The sequence below is a fragment of the Streptomyces sp. NPDC017056 genome, assembly GCF_044332485.1.
Lineage (GTDB): Bacteria > Actinomycetota > Actinomycetes > Streptomycetales > Streptomycetaceae > Streptomyces.
The window spans coordinates 1-18,816 of the sequence record NZ_JBIRPD010000033.1 but is presented as its reverse complement, the minus strand read 5'-3'; the positions used below and the strand labels follow the sequence as shown (position 1 = coordinate 18,816).

Annotated in this window: 12 protein-coding genes; 7 read left to right on the top strand and 5 right to left on the bottom strand. The window is 71.4% G+C overall.

Annotation, left to right across the window (positions count from 1 at the left end; all coding sequences use genetic code 11):
• Positions 1–202: 202 nt before the first annotated feature.
• The 4 genes from ACH4OW_RS37440 to ACH4OW_RS37425 all read right to left on the bottom strand — a co-directional run bounded on the left by ACH4OW_RS37440 (position 203) and on the right by ACH4OW_RS37425 (position 4,924).
• A complete protein-coding gene (locus tag ACH4OW_RS37440) occupies positions 203–775 on the bottom strand; it encodes a LuxR C-terminal-related transcriptional regulator (protein ID WP_360140891.1) in 573 nt (190 codons plus the stop codon).
• Positions 776–1,206: 431 nt separating this feature from the next.
• Positions 1,207–2,433: an ATP-grasp domain-containing protein gene (locus ACH4OW_RS37435; protein ID WP_398033088.1), complete on the bottom strand. Its 1,227-nt coding sequence runs from the start codon at positions 2,431–2,433 to the stop codon at positions 1,207–1,209.
• On the bottom strand, positions 2,430–3,890 hold the full coding sequence (argH, locus tag ACH4OW_RS37430) for an argininosuccinate lyase (RefSeq protein ID WP_398033086.1): 1,461 nt from the start codon (positions 3,888–3,890) through the stop codon (positions 2,430–2,432). The genes ACH4OW_RS37435 and argH overlap by 4 nt, the downstream gene beginning before the upstream one ends.
• Positions 3,887–4,924 carry a cysteine synthase family protein gene (locus ACH4OW_RS37425; RefSeq protein WP_360140900.1) on the bottom strand — a complete coding sequence of 346 codons (1,038 nt, stop codon included), beginning with the start codon at positions 4,922–4,924 and terminating at the stop codon, positions 3,887–3,889. Before ACH4OW_RS37425 ends, argH begins: the two co-directional genes overlap by 4 nt.
• Before the next feature lie 509 nt (positions 4,925–5,433).
• Here ACH4OW_RS37425 and ACH4OW_RS37420 point away from each other — a divergent pair.
• A complete protein-coding gene (locus tag ACH4OW_RS37420) occupies positions 5,434–8,574 on the top strand; it encodes an amino acid adenylation domain-containing protein (protein WP_398033082.1) in 3,141 nt (1,046 codons plus the stop codon).
• Between the two features lie 8 nt (positions 8,575–8,582).
• Positions 8,583–9,491, top strand: coding sequence for a kinase (locus tag ACH4OW_RS37415; RefSeq protein WP_398033079.1), 909 nt, complete (start codon positions 8,583–8,585; stop codon positions 9,489–9,491).
• A gap of 68 nt (positions 9,492–9,559) precedes the next feature.
• On the opposite strand, the gene ACH4OW_RS37410 is transcribed toward ACH4OW_RS37415, so the two are convergent.
• Positions 9,560–10,525, bottom strand: coding sequence for a TauD/TfdA family dioxygenase (locus ACH4OW_RS37410; RefSeq protein WP_398033077.1), 966 nt, complete (start codon positions 10,523–10,525; stop codon positions 9,560–9,562).
• Positions 10,526–10,864: 339 nt separating this feature from the next.
• Here ACH4OW_RS37410 and ACH4OW_RS37405 point away from each other — a divergent pair, with 339 nt between their 5' ends.
• From ACH4OW_RS37405 to ACH4OW_RS37385, 5 genes are all read left to right on the top strand, one after another.
• Positions 10,865–12,622: a fatty acyl-AMP ligase gene (locus ACH4OW_RS37405; RefSeq protein ID WP_398033074.1), complete on the top strand. Its 1,758-nt coding sequence runs from the start codon at positions 10,865–10,867 to the stop codon at positions 12,620–12,622.
• Positions 12,622–14,370: an acyl-CoA dehydrogenase family protein gene (locus ACH4OW_RS37400; protein ID WP_398033071.1), complete on the top strand. Its 1,749-nt coding sequence runs from the start codon at positions 12,622–12,624 to the stop codon at positions 14,368–14,370. The genes ACH4OW_RS37405 and ACH4OW_RS37400 overlap by 1 nt, the downstream gene beginning before the upstream one ends.
• A complete protein-coding gene (locus ACH4OW_RS37395) occupies positions 14,367–16,094 on the top strand; it encodes an acyl-CoA dehydrogenase (protein WP_398033069.1) in 1,728 nt (575 codons plus the stop codon). Before ACH4OW_RS37400 ends, ACH4OW_RS37395 begins: the two co-directional genes overlap by 4 nt.
• Positions 16,091–16,378 carry an acyl carrier protein gene (locus tag ACH4OW_RS37390; protein WP_360140921.1) on the top strand — a complete coding sequence of 96 codons (288 nt, stop codon included), beginning with the start codon at positions 16,091–16,093 and terminating at the stop codon, positions 16,376–16,378. The genes ACH4OW_RS37395 and ACH4OW_RS37390 overlap by 4 nt, the downstream gene beginning before the upstream one ends.
• A 68-nt stretch (positions 16,379–16,446) precedes the next feature.
• On the top strand, positions 16,447–18,816 hold a 2,370-nt coding region (locus tag ACH4OW_RS37385; RefSeq protein WP_398033067.1), incomplete at its 3' end, for an AMP-binding protein.

Sequence of the window (18,816 nt, the reverse complement as noted above, 5' to 3'; positions counted from 1 at the left end):
CCCCGGGGTGGTTTTTTTTTTGTGGGGGGGGGGTTGGGGGGGGGGGGGGGGTGGGGCGCGCGGGGGGGGGGGGGGGGGGGGGGGGGGTTTTGGGGGGGGGGGGGGGGGGGGGGGGGGGGGGGGGGGGGGGGGGGGGGGCCGGCCCCCCCCCCCCCCCCCCCCCCCCCGCCGGGACGTACGGATCGCGGCGGGAGGGACCAGACTATTGGCGCAGGCCCTCCACGAGGATCTTCGGCGGCCAGCTGCCGATGCTGAACATCCCGGCCGAGTACGCCTTCGAGACCAGCGCGGCGCGGTTGGGCACCGAGAACTTACGCAGCATGGTGCTGACGTGGTACTCGACGCCCTGCCTGCTCAGGTAGAGCTGCGAGGCGAGCTGGGTGGTGGAGTTGCCGGCGGCGATGCCTTCGAGGATCTTCACGTTGAGGCCGCTGAGCCGGTTCTTGAGCGGTTTCAGGGCCGGTGTCGGGTTCTCGTCCGGCGAGACCAGGAGGACGATGGTGCTGACGGTCTGTGGAGGGGACTCCACGGTCACCGCCGTGAGCCTCCCGGTGAAGGCGGAGTTCGCGTTGCGTTGCAGGACCGCGTGGGTGGCGATGTGGCCGCACCGCCCTTCGGCCAGCTGACCGAAGAGGCGCAGCACCCGCTGTTGGATGCTGGGGTGCAGCAGTTCTTTGAGATGCTGCCCTATCAGGAGTTTGGCCGACCCGTTGAGCAGGCCCAGCAGCTCCGAATTGGCTTCCAGGACGGTGAGGTCGCGGTCGAGTATGGCCATGTGCAATCCGGACCTGGCGAACAGTGATCCGAAGATGCCTTCGCATTCGGCTTGCAGTTGCGGTGTCAGACGTTTGCGAGGTGCCGCTAATTCGTTGTCCTCCCCGCTCGGCCCGCAGACGTTCGCGTTCCAGCTGGCCGCCTTAACCACGAAATGCCCCCAGTTCTCCGTGATCGAGATTAGCTGCGATCGAGATACTGCGATGTTCCCCGTGCCTTCCGGTGCCGCGTGAATGGAAGGCCCCATTCCGGTGAAAGTGCCCAAGTGGGCGGAAGGTTTACTCTTTGACTCTTTCTTTGCAGAATTTTACGCACCCAAGGAAGTCCGTGCAATCGTTTTCCAGGGCGATCGCCCTTCTTTGCGGTGAGGTGCGTCACAATTAAACGACGTTGCAATAATGCAAGTGACCGCGGGGTAAGCAGCCTGAGCGGTCAGCGGAGTTCACACCGGATACACTCCGCGGCCGCCGCCGCACGTCGCGCGGCGGTCGCCGCGTCGGATCCGGTGGCGATGACGAAACCCAGCCGGTCCTTGAAGGAATGCTGAACGGTCACGGCGTCGCCGGGCCGTACGCCGATCCGTACTTCTCGTACGCCGGGCAGGCCGCGGGCCTCGCGTACCCCGTCCACCGCCGTGACGGTGCCGGCGCCGGGAGCCAGGAGGAAACGGATGGCGGCGTGGGCGACGGCGGCCGGCGTGTGCGCGCAGGGCAGGCCGCACGCCCTGGCCACGACGGCGTCCACCAGGTCGACACCCAGGGCGAGTTGGACGAGTTCGGGGATCATCCCGCCGGCGAGGCGGGGGTTGGCCTCGATCACCACCGGCCCGCGCGGGCCGAGCCGCAGCTCGGTGTGCGCGGCGCCCCAGGTGAGGCCGAGCGCGGTGATCGCGGCCCGCGCTCCGGCGCCGAGCGCGGAGAGCTGCGGCTCGGGCACGGGGGCGGGGACGTCGTGCCCTGTCTCCACGAAGTACGGCGGCCGGCCCACGTGCTTGCCGACCACGCCCACGACCTCGGCGTCGAACGTCTCGACCGAGAACTCCGGCCCGTCCACGTACTCCTCGACCAGGATCGTGCCGCCGCCCGGCACCCCGCGCTCGTTCGTCCAGTCGCCCAGCAGCCCCGTCGCCCACGCGTGCACGTCGGTCGCGTCGTGGCAGAGCCGGACCCCGACGGAGCCCGAGCCGCTGACCGGCTTGAGCACCACCGGGCAGCCGATCTCCGCGGCCGCCCGGACCGCGCCGTCGGCGTCCCGCACGGCCCGGAAGGCCGGTACGGGCACGCCGGCCGCCGCGAGCGCGGCGCGTTGCGCGGACTTGTCGCGGCACCGCGCGATGGCCGCGGCGTCGGGGGCGGGCAGGCCGAGTCCGTGCGCCACCGCGGCCGCCGTGCCCACGAAGTACTCCGAGCTGGACGTGACGCCGGCGAGACCGTCGCCTTCCAGCAGGCCGCGGCAGGCGTCGCGGACCGCGTCGAGGTCGGAGGTGTCGACGACCAGGGCGTCCAGCCCGTCTTCGGCGATGTACGGGTAGCGTGCCGGGTCCTTGGCCAGCACGACCGGACGCAGTCCGCGGGCGCGCGCCGCCGCGCAGAACTTGCGCCCGCTTCCGGTCGTGTTGCTCTCCACGGCCGCGAACCAGCGTTGACGTGCCGCGGTCACCGGTCACCTCCGTAGGTGATCACCTTGTCGGTTGCGATGGCCAAGGAGCGGCACGCGGCGTCTAGTTGGTCGTTCCAATCCCGGAGCCACGCGCCGTGCTCGCGCAGTTCGCGGCGGATCAGGCCGAAGGTCTCGTCGAAGGCCCCTGGGCCGCCGCCCGACCGGTGGTCGGAGACCACCGCGGGGACGCGGAGCTCGTCGGGGCCGGGCGCGTCGATCCCGTCGGGCAGGTCGAGGCCGGTGAGTTCGGTGTCGCCGCGCGCCACGGCCCGGCGGACCGCGTCGCCCACGAGGTGGTGGGCCGTACGGAACGGGACCCCGGCCCGTACCAGCCGGTTGGCCAGTGCCGTCGCCGTGACGAAGCCTTCCTCGGCGCGCTGTGCCGAACGCTCCCGCTCCAGCCGGGCGCCGCTGACCACGGCCTGGCTCAGCAGCACCGAGTCGAGCGCCGCGCGCAGTCCCGGCCACACGGCGCCCATGGCTTCGGTCCCCACCTCGATCGAGTTGGTGAACGGAGTCGACTTCGCCATGCCCATTCCCCCTGTCCAGGCACCCACTACGGTACCGGCCTTGGCACGGATGTGTTCCAGGAGAAAGGCGTTACGTTTCTGTGGCATCGCCGAGCTGCCGCCGACGAGCCGGTCGGCGAACCTGATCATGCCGAACTCGGCCGTGCTCCAGAGCTGGAGGTCGGTGGCCAGCCTGCTGAGGGTCACCGCCGCGCCCGCCGCCGCGGCGGTGACGCGCAGGGCGCCGTCGCGGGAGGCGACGGCGTCCAGCGCGTGCGCCACCGGGGTGTCGAACCCGAGGAGTCCGGCGGTCAGCGACGTGTCGATGGGCAGATCGGTGCCGGCGACCGCGACGGCCCCCAGCGGGCAGCGGCGCAGCGCGCCGGTCGCGTGCCGGAACGCGGCGATGTCCCGGTCCAGGGCCGACGCCACCCCGAGCAGGTAGTGCCCGTAGGTGACCGGCATCGCCGCCTGGAAGTGGGTGTAGACCGGCATGGCCTCGTCGGCAGCCGCCCGGGCACGGGACAGCAACACGGCCTGGAGGCGCAGCAGTTGGCTGCCCAGCTCCAGTGCCGTTTCCCGCAGGCGCATCGCCGTGGCGGTGGCCTTGAGATCGTTGCGGGAGCGGCCCGTGTGCAGTTTGCCGCCCAGCTCCGCCCCGAGGACGTCGATCAGGTGCGTCTCGTACATCAGGTACACCCCGCGCGGCGCGGGCAGCGCGTGCAGCGGGGCGTAACGCTGTTCCCGCAGCCGGACGATGTACCGCAGCAGCGCGCTCCCGCCCTCCGGGGGGAGCAGGCCCTGCCGTACGAGCATGACGACGTGGGCCAGGTCGACGGTGGTGGTCTCGTCGAGTTCCCTGACGAGTCCGGCGATGTCCGTCTCGCCGTACACGATGCGCCGGGTGCGCGGGTTGAGCGAGGAGGTCAGGCGTCCGGTGCCGCTCACCGGCCTTCCCCCATCACATCCTCGAAGCTGCGCCGGGCCCACGGGAACCAGTCCCAGGTGCCGACGGCCAGCTCGGGAGCGGCGACCTCGCGGGGCTTGACGGACAGGTCGGCGCCGGCCAGGGACTGTTCGGCCAGCCAGGCGTCGTTGTAGGTCGTCTCCTGGTAGCGGTGGCCCTCGTCCGGGAGCATCACCACGCACCGCGCGTCCGGGTTGCGCTCCGCCCACCAGCGCGCCACCTGGAATGCGGCACCGCTGGTCGGGCCCTGGAACAGGGCGTGTTCGCGGTGCAGCGCGCGGGTCGCGGCGTGCGCCTCGCCGGCGCCGCACCAGTGCACCTCGTCGAAGACGGTGTGGTCGAGGTTGGGCGGCATCAGGCTGTTGCCGAGGCCGCGCAGCGTGCGGGGGCCGTCGGGGTGGCCGAAGAGGACGCTCTGGTGGGTGTCGACGCCGATCGCCCGCACCTGCGGGTTGTGCTCCCGCAGGGTCCGTACGGTGCCGCACATCGAGCCGCCGGAGCCGACCGGTCCGATGACGCAGTCGACCCGGCCGAGCCTGCGGAGCATTTCCTCGGCGACGACCGAGTAGGAGCGGGGGTTGTCGGGGTTGCTGTACTGCTCGGGGCAGAACGTGTCCGGGTGCGACGCCCTGATCTCGGCCACCCGCCGCAGCCTGGCTTCCTGGAAGCCGCCCACCTCGGCGGGCTCGGAGCAGATTTCCACTCGGGCGCCGAGGTCGCGGAGCCTCCGGTGCAGGCCCACGTCGATCACGGGGTCGCTGACCAGGACGAGCCGGCGGTCCAGGAGCGCGGCTTCCATGGCGAGTGCCAGGCCGAAGGTGCCCGACGTGGTCTCCACGATCAGGGTGTCAGGGCCGAGGTCGCCCCGGGCCAGGGCGGCCCGCAGGATGTGCCGGGCCGGGACGATCTTCATGAGCGTGAACACGGCGCCGTACAGGTTGCCGCTGATGCGGACATAGCGCGGTTGGAGCTGGGCATGCGTGATGTCGCCGATGAAATCAATCTCCGTAGTCACACGCACAACACTGCCGCCCCGGCGTTCCGAGCAATAGCCGCGATCGGTTGAAATGTAGGCGAATCGCGCGGAATCTTTAGGGAAGTTGCTAGGGGCGGGAGCCGTGTGGTTGCCGAGGGCTACGGTACTCGGCATGTTACCGTCCGGTCAGTTTCCGGAACCGCCGGATCGCGTCATTCCGTTACTTCCGTGGCCGCCGTGCGCCCGCTTTAGGGTTGTTGCTAGTGATCGCAGGTCGTGTGTTGACGGTGGCACTCCATTTCCCCCAGGGTCGTGACCGCGTGTCACACGCCGGGCCGCGCAATCCAAGCGCCCGGATCTCATCAAGCCATCGTGTCTGGTTCCGGCACTCACTAGATGGTTTCCCACGCCTAACGGGGGGTCCGATGACAGAAACGTCGCGGTTGAGCCCGACCAGGATCTGGTCTTGGAAACAACCGGGAGATGCTTCCGGGGAAACGGGAATTGCAGAATACCGAATTCCGGTTCCCGCGGAACTCGTTGCGCGCGTGCGTGCGGTCGACGACGTGGCGACGGTGCTGCTCGCCGTACACGCCAAGGTGCTGGGAGCGGTCGGCGGCGAACGCACCGTGCTGACGGGCTACCGCGCACCGGGCACCGCACCGTCAGCGCCGGCCGCCCCGTGGCCGGTCGAGATCCCCCACGGCAGCTGGCGGGACCTGCTCGCCGCTGCGGAGGCCGCAGCCGGCAGCCGGTACGACCGGGACGGCGAGCGCGCCAAGGGAGAGACGCCCGCCCTCGGCGTCGTCCTCGACCTCACCGCCGTCGACGACGCCACCGGCCCCGGTGACGAGGGCGAACACCCCGACGCCGGCACCACCGTGCTGGACGTGGCCTACACCGCGGACGCCGGCGGACTCCTGCTGCGCCTGCGCTACCAGCGGCAGGAGTACGACGCCGAACACGCCGCCCGCTTCGCCGGCTACCACCTGCGGGCGCTGGAACTGCTGGCCGCCGCCCCGGACGCGCCCCACAACGCCGCGACCCTGCTCGGCGAGGAAGAGCTGCACCGCCACCTCCACGGACACGCGGGCGAGGAGATCCCCCTGCCCGGCAAGCTGTTCGCCGAGCTCTTCGAGGAGCGCGTCCGGCAGCACCCGGACGCCAGGGCCGCCTCGCACCACGACCGGCACTGGACGTACCGGGAACTCAACGAGCGCGCCAACCGGGTCGCCCACGCCCTCCTGCGCCACGGCGTGGAGCCCGAAGCGCCGGTCGCCGTGGCCATGGACCGGGAACTGGACTGGATCGCCGCCCTGCTCGGCGTCGTCAAGGCGGGCGGCGCCTACCTGCCGCTGCGCCCCGACTTCCCGCCGGAGCGGATCGCCGCCCAGCTGACCCGCGCGGAGTGCCGCTTCGTGCTCACCAAGGGCGAGGGCGCCTCCGCGCGGGCCGCGACGGGCGGCCTCGCCCACCCCTGCTCGCTGCTGCGCTTCGAGGACACCCAGGACGACGCCCACAGCGACGCTGATCCCCAGGTGCCCATCGCGCCGGACGCGCTCGCCTACATCTACTTCACCTCCGGCTCCACGGGCGAGCCCAAGGGCGCCATGTGCGAGCACGCCGGCATGCTCAACCACCTGTACATGAAGATCGAGGACATGGGGCTCGGCGAGGGGGACGTCGTCACCCAGACCGCCTCGCAGTGCTTCGACATCTCCCTCTGGCAGGCGATCGCCCCGCTGCTGGTCGGCGGCAGTACCCGCATCGTGGACACCGACGCCCAGCTCGACGTCGGCCGCTTCGTGGGCCACATCGCCGACGGCGGCATCCACGCCATCCAGGTCGTGCCCGCCTACCTGGAGGTGATGATCACCTACCTCGCGGGCGACCCCCGCCCGCTGGGCGACCTGCGGATCGTCTCGGTGACCGGCGAGGCGCTGAAACTGGAGGTCGTACGACGCTGGTTCGCGCTCTACCCGGACATCAAGCTGGTCAACGCGTACGGCGCCACCGAAGTCTCCGACGACACCATGCACGAGGTGCTCAGCGGCCTGCCGGAGCGGGACTTCGTGTCCGTCGGGCGGTCCCTGCGCAACGTGCGCACCTACGTCCTCGACGAGACGCTGCGCGTCGCGCCCCTCGGCGCCCCCGGGGAGATCGCCTTCTCCGGCGTGTGCGTCGGACGCGGCTACATCAACGACGAGGAGCGCACGGCGCAGGCGTTCGTCGAGGACCCGTACCGGCCCGGCGTACGGATGTACCGCACCGGCGACTTCGGACGCTGGCTGCCCGAAGGCACCATCGAGTTCCTCGGACGGCGCGACGAACAGGTCAAGATCCGGGGCTTCCGCATCGAGATCGGCGAGATCGAGAACAAGCTGCTGTCCATGCCCGAGGTGCGGGAGGCGGCGGTGGTGATCGAGGGCGCGGGCGAGCGGGACAAGAACCTCGTGGCCTTCTACAACGGAGCGGAGTCGCTGCGCCCCGAGGAGATCACCGGCTACCTCGGCACCCTGCTGCCCGACTACATGATCCCCACGTACTTCCACCGCCTGGACCCGCTGCCGCTCACCGAGAACGGCAAGGTGAACAAGCGGATGCTGACCCGGCTGGCCGGCACCCTCGGCCACGGCGGCGGCGCCTACGCCGCACCCGTCACCGCCACCGAACGGCGCCTGGCCACCGGCTGGGCCGAGGCACTCGGCGTACCGCTGGAGCGGATCGGCCGGCGGGACAACTTCTTCGAGCTGGGCGGCACGTCGCTGGCCGCGGTGCGCCTCGTGGTCGGCCTGAACCGGCTGGTCTCCCTCAAGCAGGTCGTCACCCACCCGGTCCTCGGCGACCTGGCCGCCCTCGTCGACGCGCCGGCCGGGCCCGGCGACACCCTGGGCGGCGGCCTGCTCCAGCGCCTGTCGCCGCCGGACACCGACGCGGTGGCCACCCTCGTCGCCGTCCCCTACGCCGGCGGCAACGCGGTCAACTTCCGGCAGCTCGCCGAGGCCCTGGCACCCCGGCGGATCGCCGTGTACGCGGTCGAGCTGCCGGGCCACGACCTCGGCGACACCGTGACCGAGGACTTCCTCGAGGTCACCGAGGTGGCCAAGGCCGTCCACCACGAGATCGCCACGACGATCCGCGGGCCGGTCATGCTCTGGGGGCACTGCGCGGGCACGGCACACGTACTGGAACTCGCCAGGCTGCTGGAGGCCAGCGGACACGCGCCGCTCCGCGTCTTCGCCGCCGCCCTCCTGCTGGACGACGCCGACGCCCTGTGGGCGGAGAGCGCCGAGGTGGGCCGGCTGAGCGACCAGGAGATCACCGCCCTGCTGCGCCGGGACAGCGCTTACGTCGAACTCGACTTCCTCAAGCCCGAGCGCGCCGAGGTCCTGGGCGCCGCCTACCGGCACGACGTCATCTCCACCAACCGCTACCTCGTCGACGCCGCCGAGCAGCCCGGAGAGCCCCTGGCCACGCCCGTCGAAGCGGTGTTCGCCGCCGACGACCCCACCACGGCCGGCTACGCGCAGCGGTTCACGGCCTGGAAGCGGCTGGCCGCCCGGGTCAGCCTGCGCGAGCTGGGCGACGGAGGGCACTACTTCATCCGCACCCGTGCCGGACAAGCGGCGGACATCGTGGCAGCCGCCGTTCCCGAGGCGTCCGCGGCGGACACAGGCAAGGACGGCTGAGAACGTATATGACCATCACGACAGACAGAGCGGTCCTGCCCGACTACCGCGGCGCGGTCGGGGTGAGCAGCGCGTTCGGCACGTTCGGCGAGCTGCTCCAGGGAGTCCTGCCGGAGGAGGACGGGGACTTCCTGGTCACGCTGCCGATCGCCCGGTGGACCATGGCGACCTTCCGGGCGAACCACCACACCACCGAGCTGGAGGTGCGGCCACGCACCAAGCGCAAGGCGCTCCGGCTCGCGCAGATGATGATGCAGGAGGCGCCCGAACCGGTCGGCGGGGTGCTCACGCTGGAAGGCGGCCTGCCCGAGGGCAAGGGGCTGGCCAGCTCGTCGGCCGACCTGGTGGCCACCGCCCGCGCGATCGGCAACGTGCTCGACATCGAGCTGGCGCCCAGGACCATCGAGGGCTTCCTCAGCCGGATCGAGCCCACCGACGGGGTCCTGCACCCCGGGATCGTGGCCTACCACCACCGCAGCGTCCGGCTGCGCCGCGTGCTGGGATCGCTGCCGACGATGACGATCGTCGGCCTGGACGAGGGCGGCGCCGTCGACACCGTCGCGTTCAACCGGATACCGAAGCCGTTCGGCCCGGCCGAGCAGCGGGAGTACGTCAGGCTCCTGGACCGGCTGACCGGGGCGGTCGCCGCGCGTGACCTCGGCGCGGCCGGCGCGGTGGCGACCCGCAGCGCCGAGCTGAATCAACTGCTGCGCCCCAAGCGGACGCTGGGCGCCATGACGGCCCTGTGCCGGGACCTGGGAGCCCTGGGCGTGGTCGTGGCGCACAGCGGAACCGTGATCGGCGTACTGATCGACAGCACCGAACCGGACGCCCCCGACAAGATCGCCGTCGCCGCGAAGACCTGCGAGGCGCTCGCCGGAAACGTGACGATGTACTCCACGCTCAGCTTCGACTGACGACCCGGCGGCGAGAACGTCGGAAGCCCCCGGCGACCGCCGGGGGCTGCCGCTTTCCCGCACCGCCGTCACAGGCGGACCGGGCCGCCCATCGCCACGACGATCTCGCGGTCGCCCCGGTACGGCTCACGGCTGTGCGCCGTCCGGACGTTGTCCACGAGCAGCAGGTCGCCCCGCTCCCACGTGAAGCGGACGGTGTGCCGCTCGTACACCTCGTTGATCAGGTCCACGGTCGCCCGGTCGATGGGCGTGCCGTCGCCGTAGCGGGTGGTGAACGGCAGCCCTTCCGCACCGAACTCCAGGGCCAGGTACTCGCGGACCGCGGGGTCCATCGTCTCCTCGTTCAGGAAGGCGATCTGGTTGAACCAGCACCGCTCCCCGGTCAGCGGGTGCCGGGCGACGGCCGGCCGGAGCTGGCGGGTGCGCAGGCCGTCGTCGTCCCAGCTGTACGCGATGCCCTGGCGGCGGCAGTAGTCCTCCACCGCGGCGCGGTCGCCGCCACCGGGGAATGCACTCTGCCAGGGCACACCGACGAAGGCGTTGTAATTGCGCAGCAGCTCCCAGCCCAGCCGCTCGAACCGCTCGACCAGCGGGGCCGGCAGGTCGGCCAGCACGCGGCGCGAGTCGGCGAGCGCGGTGACGCCGCCCGACGCGGGCGGCGTCACGCAGCAGAACGCCAGCAGCGACGGCACGTCCAGCGCGTAACTGGCCTCGTGGTGCATGCACATGGGCTGGTCCGGCGGCCACTCCGACGAGGAGTAGACACCCTCGGCGTGCACGGTACGGGGGGCGAAGGGCTCGTACTCGACGTACGGGTCGGGCATCAGCCGCCGCAGGGCGGCCACCGCGTCGGCCCGCCCTTCCAGCCGGAGACCGCGCACCAATACGGACCCGTGCCCGGCGGCCTGGCCGCGCAACGCGTCCCGGTGCCGCTCCAGCCAGTCCAGCGGCGCTTCCCCGTCCTCCTCCGCGACCACGAGAGGCGGCCGCCGGGGCTCCACCACTGGCTCGGAAAGCGCGGTGAACGGCGTCATGGTGGACTCCTTCTCGTATCCGGGTATCCGAGCACGGATTTCGCACTGCGGCTCTCTGACGCGCTGCTCGGATTTCCGCACGCTACTTCCGGAGATAAAGAAATTCGGCCGGTGGACATGCGGCGTGCCCGACTCTAGGGGGACTGCTAGTCCGCGCCTTAGGTGAACCACTAGGAACGGCCCGGTAGCTGGCGGTCCGCCGCTCCCAACTGATGTGCTTTCCCACGTCGAGCCCGGGATCCGGCAAAGCGAAATCCGCTCAGCGCTCCCTGGCGTTCGGAGATTCCTGAGGGATGGGCGCCCTGAATGCCGGCGCAGCAGAGAGAGGCATCACAAGCCATGACTGATCTGAGGCCAGCGACCCATGTCGTAGAAGTGCTGCGCGAACTGGTGTCCCGGACGCCCGACAGCGACGCGGTCCTCTTCGTCGGCGACCCCGGCGCCGCGGACTCCGTACGGACCTGGTCGTACGCCGAACTCGACGCGCACGCCCGCCGGATCGGCGCCTGGCTCGGCGAACGTTTCCTGCCCGGCGAGCGCGTGCTGCTCCCCTTCGAGCAGGGCCTCGACTTCGCGGCCGCGTTCTTCGGCTGCCTCTATGCGGGCATGACCGCCGTGCCGGTACCCGTACCCGGCCAGTACCGGCACCAGCGGGAGCGCCTGACGAGCATCGCGAAGAACGCCGGCGTCCGCGCCGTACTCACCGACGCGGCCTCGCTCCCCGCGGTACGCGAGTGGAGCGACGAGCAGCTGGGCGGCGCCGCAGTCATCGCCGCCAGCGACGACGAGGACTTCGGCGACGCCGGCGCCTGGCAGCTGCCGGACATGGACCACGACACCCTGGCGCTGCTCCAGTACACCTCCGGCTCCACCAGCGAGCCCAAGGGCGTGATGATCAGCCACGGCAACCTGCTGCACAACATCAGCGCCCTGCACCAGGCGTTCCCCATCGGCCCGAAGGGGCGGCACGGCGGCTGGATACCGACGTACCACGACATGGGCCTGATGGGCATCCTGCTGCCGGGCGTCCTCCTCGGCCACTCCGCGGTGCTGATGAGCCCCACCACCTTCATCCGGCGCCCCCACCTGTGGCTCCAGCTCGTCGACACCTTCGACGTCACCTTCTCCGCCGCCCCCAACTTCGCCTACGACCTGTGCGTCAGCCGGATCACCGACGCCCAGTGCCAGGGCATCGACCTCTCCAGGTGGCAGTACGCCTGCAGCGGCTCGGAGCCGGTACGGGCCGCGACGCTGCGCTCCTTCGCCGAGCGCTTCGCCCCGGCCGGACTGCGCGAGGACGCCGTCGTCGCCTGCTACGGCCTGGCCGAGGCGACGGTCTTCGTCTCCGGCACGGGCCGGCGAGCCGCACCGGTCCGGCGCGTCGACGCCGAACTGCTGGAGCGCCACGAGTTCCGGCCGCTGCCGGCCGGCGCAACGGGCCGCGACCTCGTCGGCTGCGGCGCGGTACGGGAACTTCAGGCCCGCATCGTGGACCCGGAGACCCGGCGCGCCCTCCCGGCGGGCCGGGTGGGCGAGATCTGGCTGCGCGGCCCCAGCGTGTCCAGCGGCTACTGGCAGCACGAAGTGGCGACCGAGGCCGCCTTCGCGGGTACGACCACCGACGGCGACACCGGCTATCTGCGCACCGGCGACCTCGGCACGCTGCACGAGGGCGAGCTGTACATCACCGGCCGCATCAAGGAAACCCTGATCATGCGCGGCCGCAACCTGTACCCGCAGGACATCGAGCACGAACTCCGCGACCGGCACCCCGCGCTCGGCGCGGCCGGCGCGGCGTTCACCGTCCCGCTGGACGACGGCGAAGAGGCGCTCGTCGTCACACACGAGGTCCGCGCCGGCAAGGCGGGCGACCTCGCCGAACTCACCACGGCGATGCGCAGGACCGTCGCCCGCGAATTCGGCGTACACGCCGCGGGCATCGTCCTGCTGCGGCCCGGCGCGGTACGGCGCACCACCAGCGGCAAAATCCAGCGGACCGCGATGCGGCAGCTCTTCCGTACCGGCGGGCTCGCCCCGCAGCACGCCGACTGCGACCCCCGCCTGGACGCGCGCACGCCGAGCGGGGACAACGGGTGATGGCGACCGCCACCCGGCACCCGGAGGCGTCCGTCCAGGCGGAACTGGAACGGCTGCTCACCGTCGCCGCCGCCGAGGGCGGGCCCTTCCACCCGGCCACCCTCGCGCGGCTGGACCGCGACGAGGCGTTCCCCGACGACTGCTGCGCCCTCCTCGACACCTTCGGCTTGCAGCAGTACTACGTTCCCGCCCGCAACGGCGGCCGCCTCGCCGACGTCGCCGCGTTCGTGGCGCTCCTGCGCACGGTCGCACGCCACGACCTCACCGTGGCGGTGGCACACGCCAAGACCCTGCTCGGCGCCGTCTGCGTCTGGGTCGCCGGCAGCCCCGAGCAGACCGCGCGGACCGCCGCGGCCGTCCGCGACGGGGCCGTCGTCTCCTGGGCCCTGACCGAACGCCACCACGGCAGCGACCTGCTCGCCGGCGAACTCACCGCCACCCGCACCGCGGACGGCTGGCGCCTCGACGGCGAGAAGTGGCTGATCAACAACGCGACCAGGGGCGACCAGCTGTGCGTCCTGGCCCGCACCGACCCCGCCGGCGGCGCCCGGGGTTACAGCGTGTTCCTCGTGGACAAGGCGGCCCTGGCCGCCGACCAGTACACCCACCTGCCCAAGGTCCCCACCCACGGCATCCGCGGCGCGGACATCAGCGGCATCTCCTTCACCGGAGCCCGCCTCCCGCAGTCCGCGCTCGTCGGCGCCGAGGGCACCGGACTGGAGACCGTACTCAAGGCCCTCCAGCTCACCCGCACCGTGTGCACCGCGCTGTCCCTCGGCGCCGGAGACCACGCGCTGCGCCTCGCCGCCGGCTTCGCCACCCGGCGCGAGCTGTACGGCCGAACCCTCGCCGACCTGCCCAGAGTCCGGCAGATCCTCGGCCGGGGCCTGGGCGCGCTGCTCCTCAACGAAGCCGTCGCCGTGGTCGCGGCCCGCGCGGCCGGCGCGCTCCCCGGCGAACTCGTCGTGACGTCCGCCGTCGCCAAGGCGTTCGTCCCCGCCACCACACAGGAGACCCTCGACTCCCTCGGCGAACTGATCGGCCTGCGCGCGTTCCTCACCGAGGAGTACGCCCACGGAATGTTCGGCAAGCTGGAACGCGACCACCGCGTGGCGGGCATCTTCGACGGCAGCACCCCGGTCAACCGCAGCTCGCTGATCCAGCAGTTCGGCAGCCTCGCCAGGGGCTACGCGGCAGCACGCGCCGACGAGCGGGGCACGGCACTCGCCGCCGCGCTCACCGAACCCGTGGCGGACCTCGACCTCTCCCGGCTGAAGCTCGTCGCCGCCAAGGGATGCAGCCTGGTCCAGTCGCTGCCGGCCACGGTCCGGCGCTGCGCCGGACTCGTCGAAGCCGGACTGCTGCCCGCCCCGGTGCTCGAAGCGGCCCGGCGCATCGAAACCCTCGCCGACCGGCTGCACACCGACATGGCGCCGTACGTCCCGGCCCCACGGGACGTGCCGGCCGCCGCCTTCCGCCTCGCCGAACGCTACGAAGCGGTGTTCGCGGCGGCCGCCTGCCTGCACCTCGCCGTACACAACCAGGACCGCTTCCGGCCCGGCGGCACCCACCGGCTGTGGCGCGACGGCCTGTGGCTGCGCGCCTGCCTGGGCCACGTGCTCCGCAAGCTCGGAGAGGACCCCGGCACCGACGCCGAGCAGGCGTACGGCGAACTCGCCGCGCTGCTCGCCGCCGAACCGGACGGCACCTTCTCGCTGCTCCACCAGGACACGGAGAGCACCCGATGACCCGTACCGATGCCGTACCGGCCGGGGCCCACGACCTCGAACGGCGCTTGGGCGACCCCTACGCCCCGGCCAACCCCCTCGGCTTCGACGCGATCCTCGCCGCCGACGAGCGGGGCGAGGCGTTCGCCGAGGGCGAGGCGGCGCTCGACGCGTACGGGCTCAACGCCGAGTTCGTACCGCACGCCTACGGCGGCCGCTTCGCACGGGTCGACGACCTCGTCGAGATCATGCGCTCCGTCTACCGCCGCGACCCGGCCCTCGGCCTCGGCTACGGCACCAGCTCCTTCATCTCCTCGGTCAACGTCTGGGCCGCGGCCGACGAGGAACAGTGCCGCACGGTGGCCGCACACCTCCTCGCCAACCGGAAGGTCGCCTGCGCCTACCACGAACTGGCACACGGCAACGACGTGGCGCGGTCCGACTTCGCGGCACTGCCCGACGGCAAGGACCTCGTGCTGAACGGCCGCAAGGAAGTGGTCGCCAACATCCAACGCGCCGACGCCCTGGTCCTGTTCGCCCGCACCGGCACCGGACCCGGCAGCCGCAGCCACTCACAGGTCTACGTCGACAAGGCGACCCTGCCCCCCGACGCGCTGCGCTACCTCCCGCGCTTCCCGAGCCTGGGAATGCGCGGCGTACAGCTCGGCGGCGTCGAGTTCACGGACTGCCGGCTGCCCGCCGCGAACATCCTCGGCAGACCCGGCCAGGGCCTGGAGACCGCCCTGAAATCCTTCCAGGTCACCCGCACCGCGGTGCCCGCCATGATGACCGCCGTCCTGGACACCGGACTGCGCACCACCCTCCGGCACGTACGGACCCGCCACCTGTACGGCAGGACCGCGGCCGACCTGCCCTGGATCCGCTCGGCGCTCGCCGGCGCCTTCGCCGACCTGCTGATGTGCGAGGCGTTCGCCTCGGCCGGCGCCCGCGCCCTCCACCTGCTGCCCCAGCAGACGAGCGTGTACGCGTCGGCGGTCAAGTTCGGCATCTCGCAACGCCTGCTGGACGCCATGCACCAGCTGTCCGTGGTGCTCGGCGCGCACTCCTACCTCCGCCAGGGCCCCAACGCCATCTTCCAGAAGCTGCACCGCGACCTGAAACCCGTCGGCTTCGGACACGCCGCGCGGGCCGTCTGCCAAGTGTCCGTACTGCCCCAGCTCCCGCTGCTCGCCAAGCGGTCGTGGGCCGCCCCGGCGGCCGCCGACCCCGCCCTGTTCCGGCGGGAAGCGGACCTGCCCGCACTGCGCATGGACCGGCTCGCGGTCAGCGGGCGAGGCGGCGACGCCCTCGTCGCCTCGCTGCCCACCGCCCTTGACGCACTGCCGGACGGCACCGACCGGCGGCTGCACGACCTCGTCGCCCACTTCACCACCGAACTCGCCGACCTCACCGACGTGTGCGCCGCCCTTTCCCCCGCCGGACTCTCCTTCATGGCGGACCCGGCGGCGTACGACCTGGTGGTGCGCTACGTGACGGTGCTCACGGCCGCGGCCTGCGTCCAGACCTGGCTGCACAACGCCGACGGGCCCGACGCGTTCCTCACCGACCCCGCCTGGCTCATCGCCGCACTGCACCGCCTCCGGGCGAAACCGGGCGCGGTGGCGGACGAAGCACCCGAGGACGTGCAAGAGCGGCTGATGGCCGAACTGCTCGACCGCCACGACCACGACCGCTCGTTCGGGATCGCCAACCGGACGTACACCACCGGGAAAGGAAGACCATGACACAGCACGCGACGGAACCGCACACCCACGAGTCCCTGAGCGCCTGGCTCTCCCAGCAGATCGCCCTCTACGTGAAGCGGCCCGCCACGGAGATCTCCGCCACCGTCCCGCTGGTGGAGTACGGCCTGGACTCGGTGTCGGCGCTCAGCGTCGCGGCCGAGCTGGAGGACTACCTCGGCATCGCCGTCGACGGGACCGTCATGTGGGACAACCCGACGATCGACGCCCTCAGCGCGGCGCTGATCGACGAGCTCGCCAAGCCGTCGGCGGCAGCCGACCACTGATGTGAGCCCGACCGCCGGAGCCGCAGCGGCGACGGCGGTCTTTTCCTCTTCGACCGAACAAGGCCCCCGTGGCCGAAGTCTTTTGGGTGGTGTGGTCCGTGGCTACGAGCCAGGGTGAGCGTCTGTCCTTGTCGGCTGCGCAGTGGGGCGTCTGGGTCGGCCAGCAGCTGAAAGACGCCGATCCGCGGTACAACTGCGGCGTCTACTACGCGTTCGACGGCGCCGTCGACGTCCCGGCCTTCCGCCGGGCCGTCGCCCTCGCGGTGGCGGAGACCGACGTGCTGCGGACCCGGTTCGTGGAAGAGGACGGCCGCCCCTGGCAGATCGTGACCCCGGCGGACGAGGCGGGCGGGACGGAAGAGCGCCTCCGCGTCGTCGACCTCACCGGCCGGCCGGACGCCGAGGAGTACGCGCTGCGGGAGATCCGCGCCGACATCTCCACGGCCGCCGACCCCGCCGCTGACCCCCGTACGGACCCAGGAGCGCGCGAACTGAGCACCCAGGTGCTCTACACCCTCCCCGGCGACCGGTCCTTCTTCTACCTCCGGTTCCACCACATCCTCATGGACGGCTACGGCCAGGTCGTCTACTGCCGCAGACTCGCCGAGATCTACACGTCCCTGGTCGCCGGCGACGAACCGCCGGAGAGCGGCTTTGGCACACTGCGCGAACTGGTCGCCGAGGACGCCGCCTACCCGGCATCGCCGCGCCGCGACCGCGACGAGAAGTTCTGGCTGGACAAGCTGGCCGGCGTCACCGGGCAGAGCAGCCTGACCGGCCAGGCGGCCGAGCCGACACTGAGCCTGCTGCGCCGCACCGTCCGCCTGACCGACGACCAGGAGACGACGCTGCGGGAGGCGGCCCGCACGCTCGGAGTGCGCTGGTCGGCCCTTCTGATCGCCGCCTCCGCCGTGTACGTACGCCGCCTGACCTCGCAGGACGACGTCGTCCTGGGCATGGGCGTGGCCGCCCGTATGAGCCGGGTCGCGCTGTCCACCCCCGCGATGACGGTGAACAACCTCCCCCTGCGCGTCGCCGTACGCCCGGACACGACCTTCGCCGACGTCGTCGCGCAGGTCTCCGCCGACCTCGGCCTGATGGTCAGGCACCAGCGCTACCGCAGCGAAGACCTGCACGCCGGACTCGGTTTCGCCAGCGGCACGGAACTCTTCGCCGGCCCCATGGTCAACGTCTTCTCCTTCGACACCGAACTGGCATTCGGCAGCCTGCGCGCCGAACCCCACCAGCTCGCCACCGGCCCCGTACGCGACCTCATGATCGACGTATACGGCACCGCCGACGGCCACAACGTCCGCGTGGAATTCGAGGCCAACTCCCACCTGTACTCCGAAAGCGCCATGGCGGCGCACCACGACCGCTTCGTGCGTTTCCTCGCTTTACTGCTCGCTGATCCGTCGGTGCGGGTGGGTGAGGTGGGTTTGCTGGGTGAGGTGGAGCGTCGTGAGGTGTTGGTGGGGCGGAATGACACGGCGCGTGGGGTGGATGTGGAGGTGTTGCCGGCGTTGTTCGAGCGGGTGGTGGCTGAGCGTGGTGATGCGGTTGCGGTGGAATGTGGTGGGGTGCGGTTGTCGTATGGGGAGTTGAATGCGCGGGCGAATCGTTTGGCGCGGTGGTTGGTGGGGCGTGGGGTGGGTCCTGAGCGGTTTGTTGGTGTGGTGTTGCCGTGGTCGGTGGATGTGGTGGTGGTGTTGTTGGCGGTGTTGAAGGCTGGTGGGGCGTATGTGCCGGTGGATCCGGGTTACCCGGTGGAGCGGATGCGTTTCATGTTGGGGGATGCGGAGCCGGTGTTGGTGGTGACGTCGGCGGAGGCGTTGGGGGGCGTGGCCGGGGCGGCGCCGGAGGGCGTCGAATGCGTGGCGGTGGAGGAGGTGCTGGCGCTTTCTGATTCGTTGGCGTCGACGAATGTGGTGTCGGATCTTCGTGTTGAGCATCCGGCGTATGTGATTTATACGTCGGGTTCGACGGGGCGTCCGAAGGGTGTGGTGGTTCAGCATTCTTCGGTCGGTGCGTATGTGGTGCGGGGGCGTGAGGTGTATGGGGATGCGGTCGCGGGGGTGTCGCTGATGCATTCCTCGGTGGCGTTCGACCTGAGTGTGACGGGGTTGTGGACCCCGCTGGTGTCGGGTGGCCGGGTGTATCTGGGCGAGCTGGACGAGCACGCGGTTGGGGCGGGTGCGACGTTCGCGAAGGTCACGCCGAGCCACTTGAGTGTGCTGGGGGCGTTGCCGGATGCGGTGGGCCCGTCGGGTGTGCTGGTGATCGGCGGCGAGGCGTTGCGTGGTGAGGTGTTGGATGCCTGGCGGCGTCGTCATCCTCAGGTGGCGGTGGTGAATGCGTATGGTCCGACGGAGGCGACGGTTAACTGTGCGGAGTTTTGGGTTCGTCCGGGTGAGGTGACGCCGTCGGGTGCGGTGCCG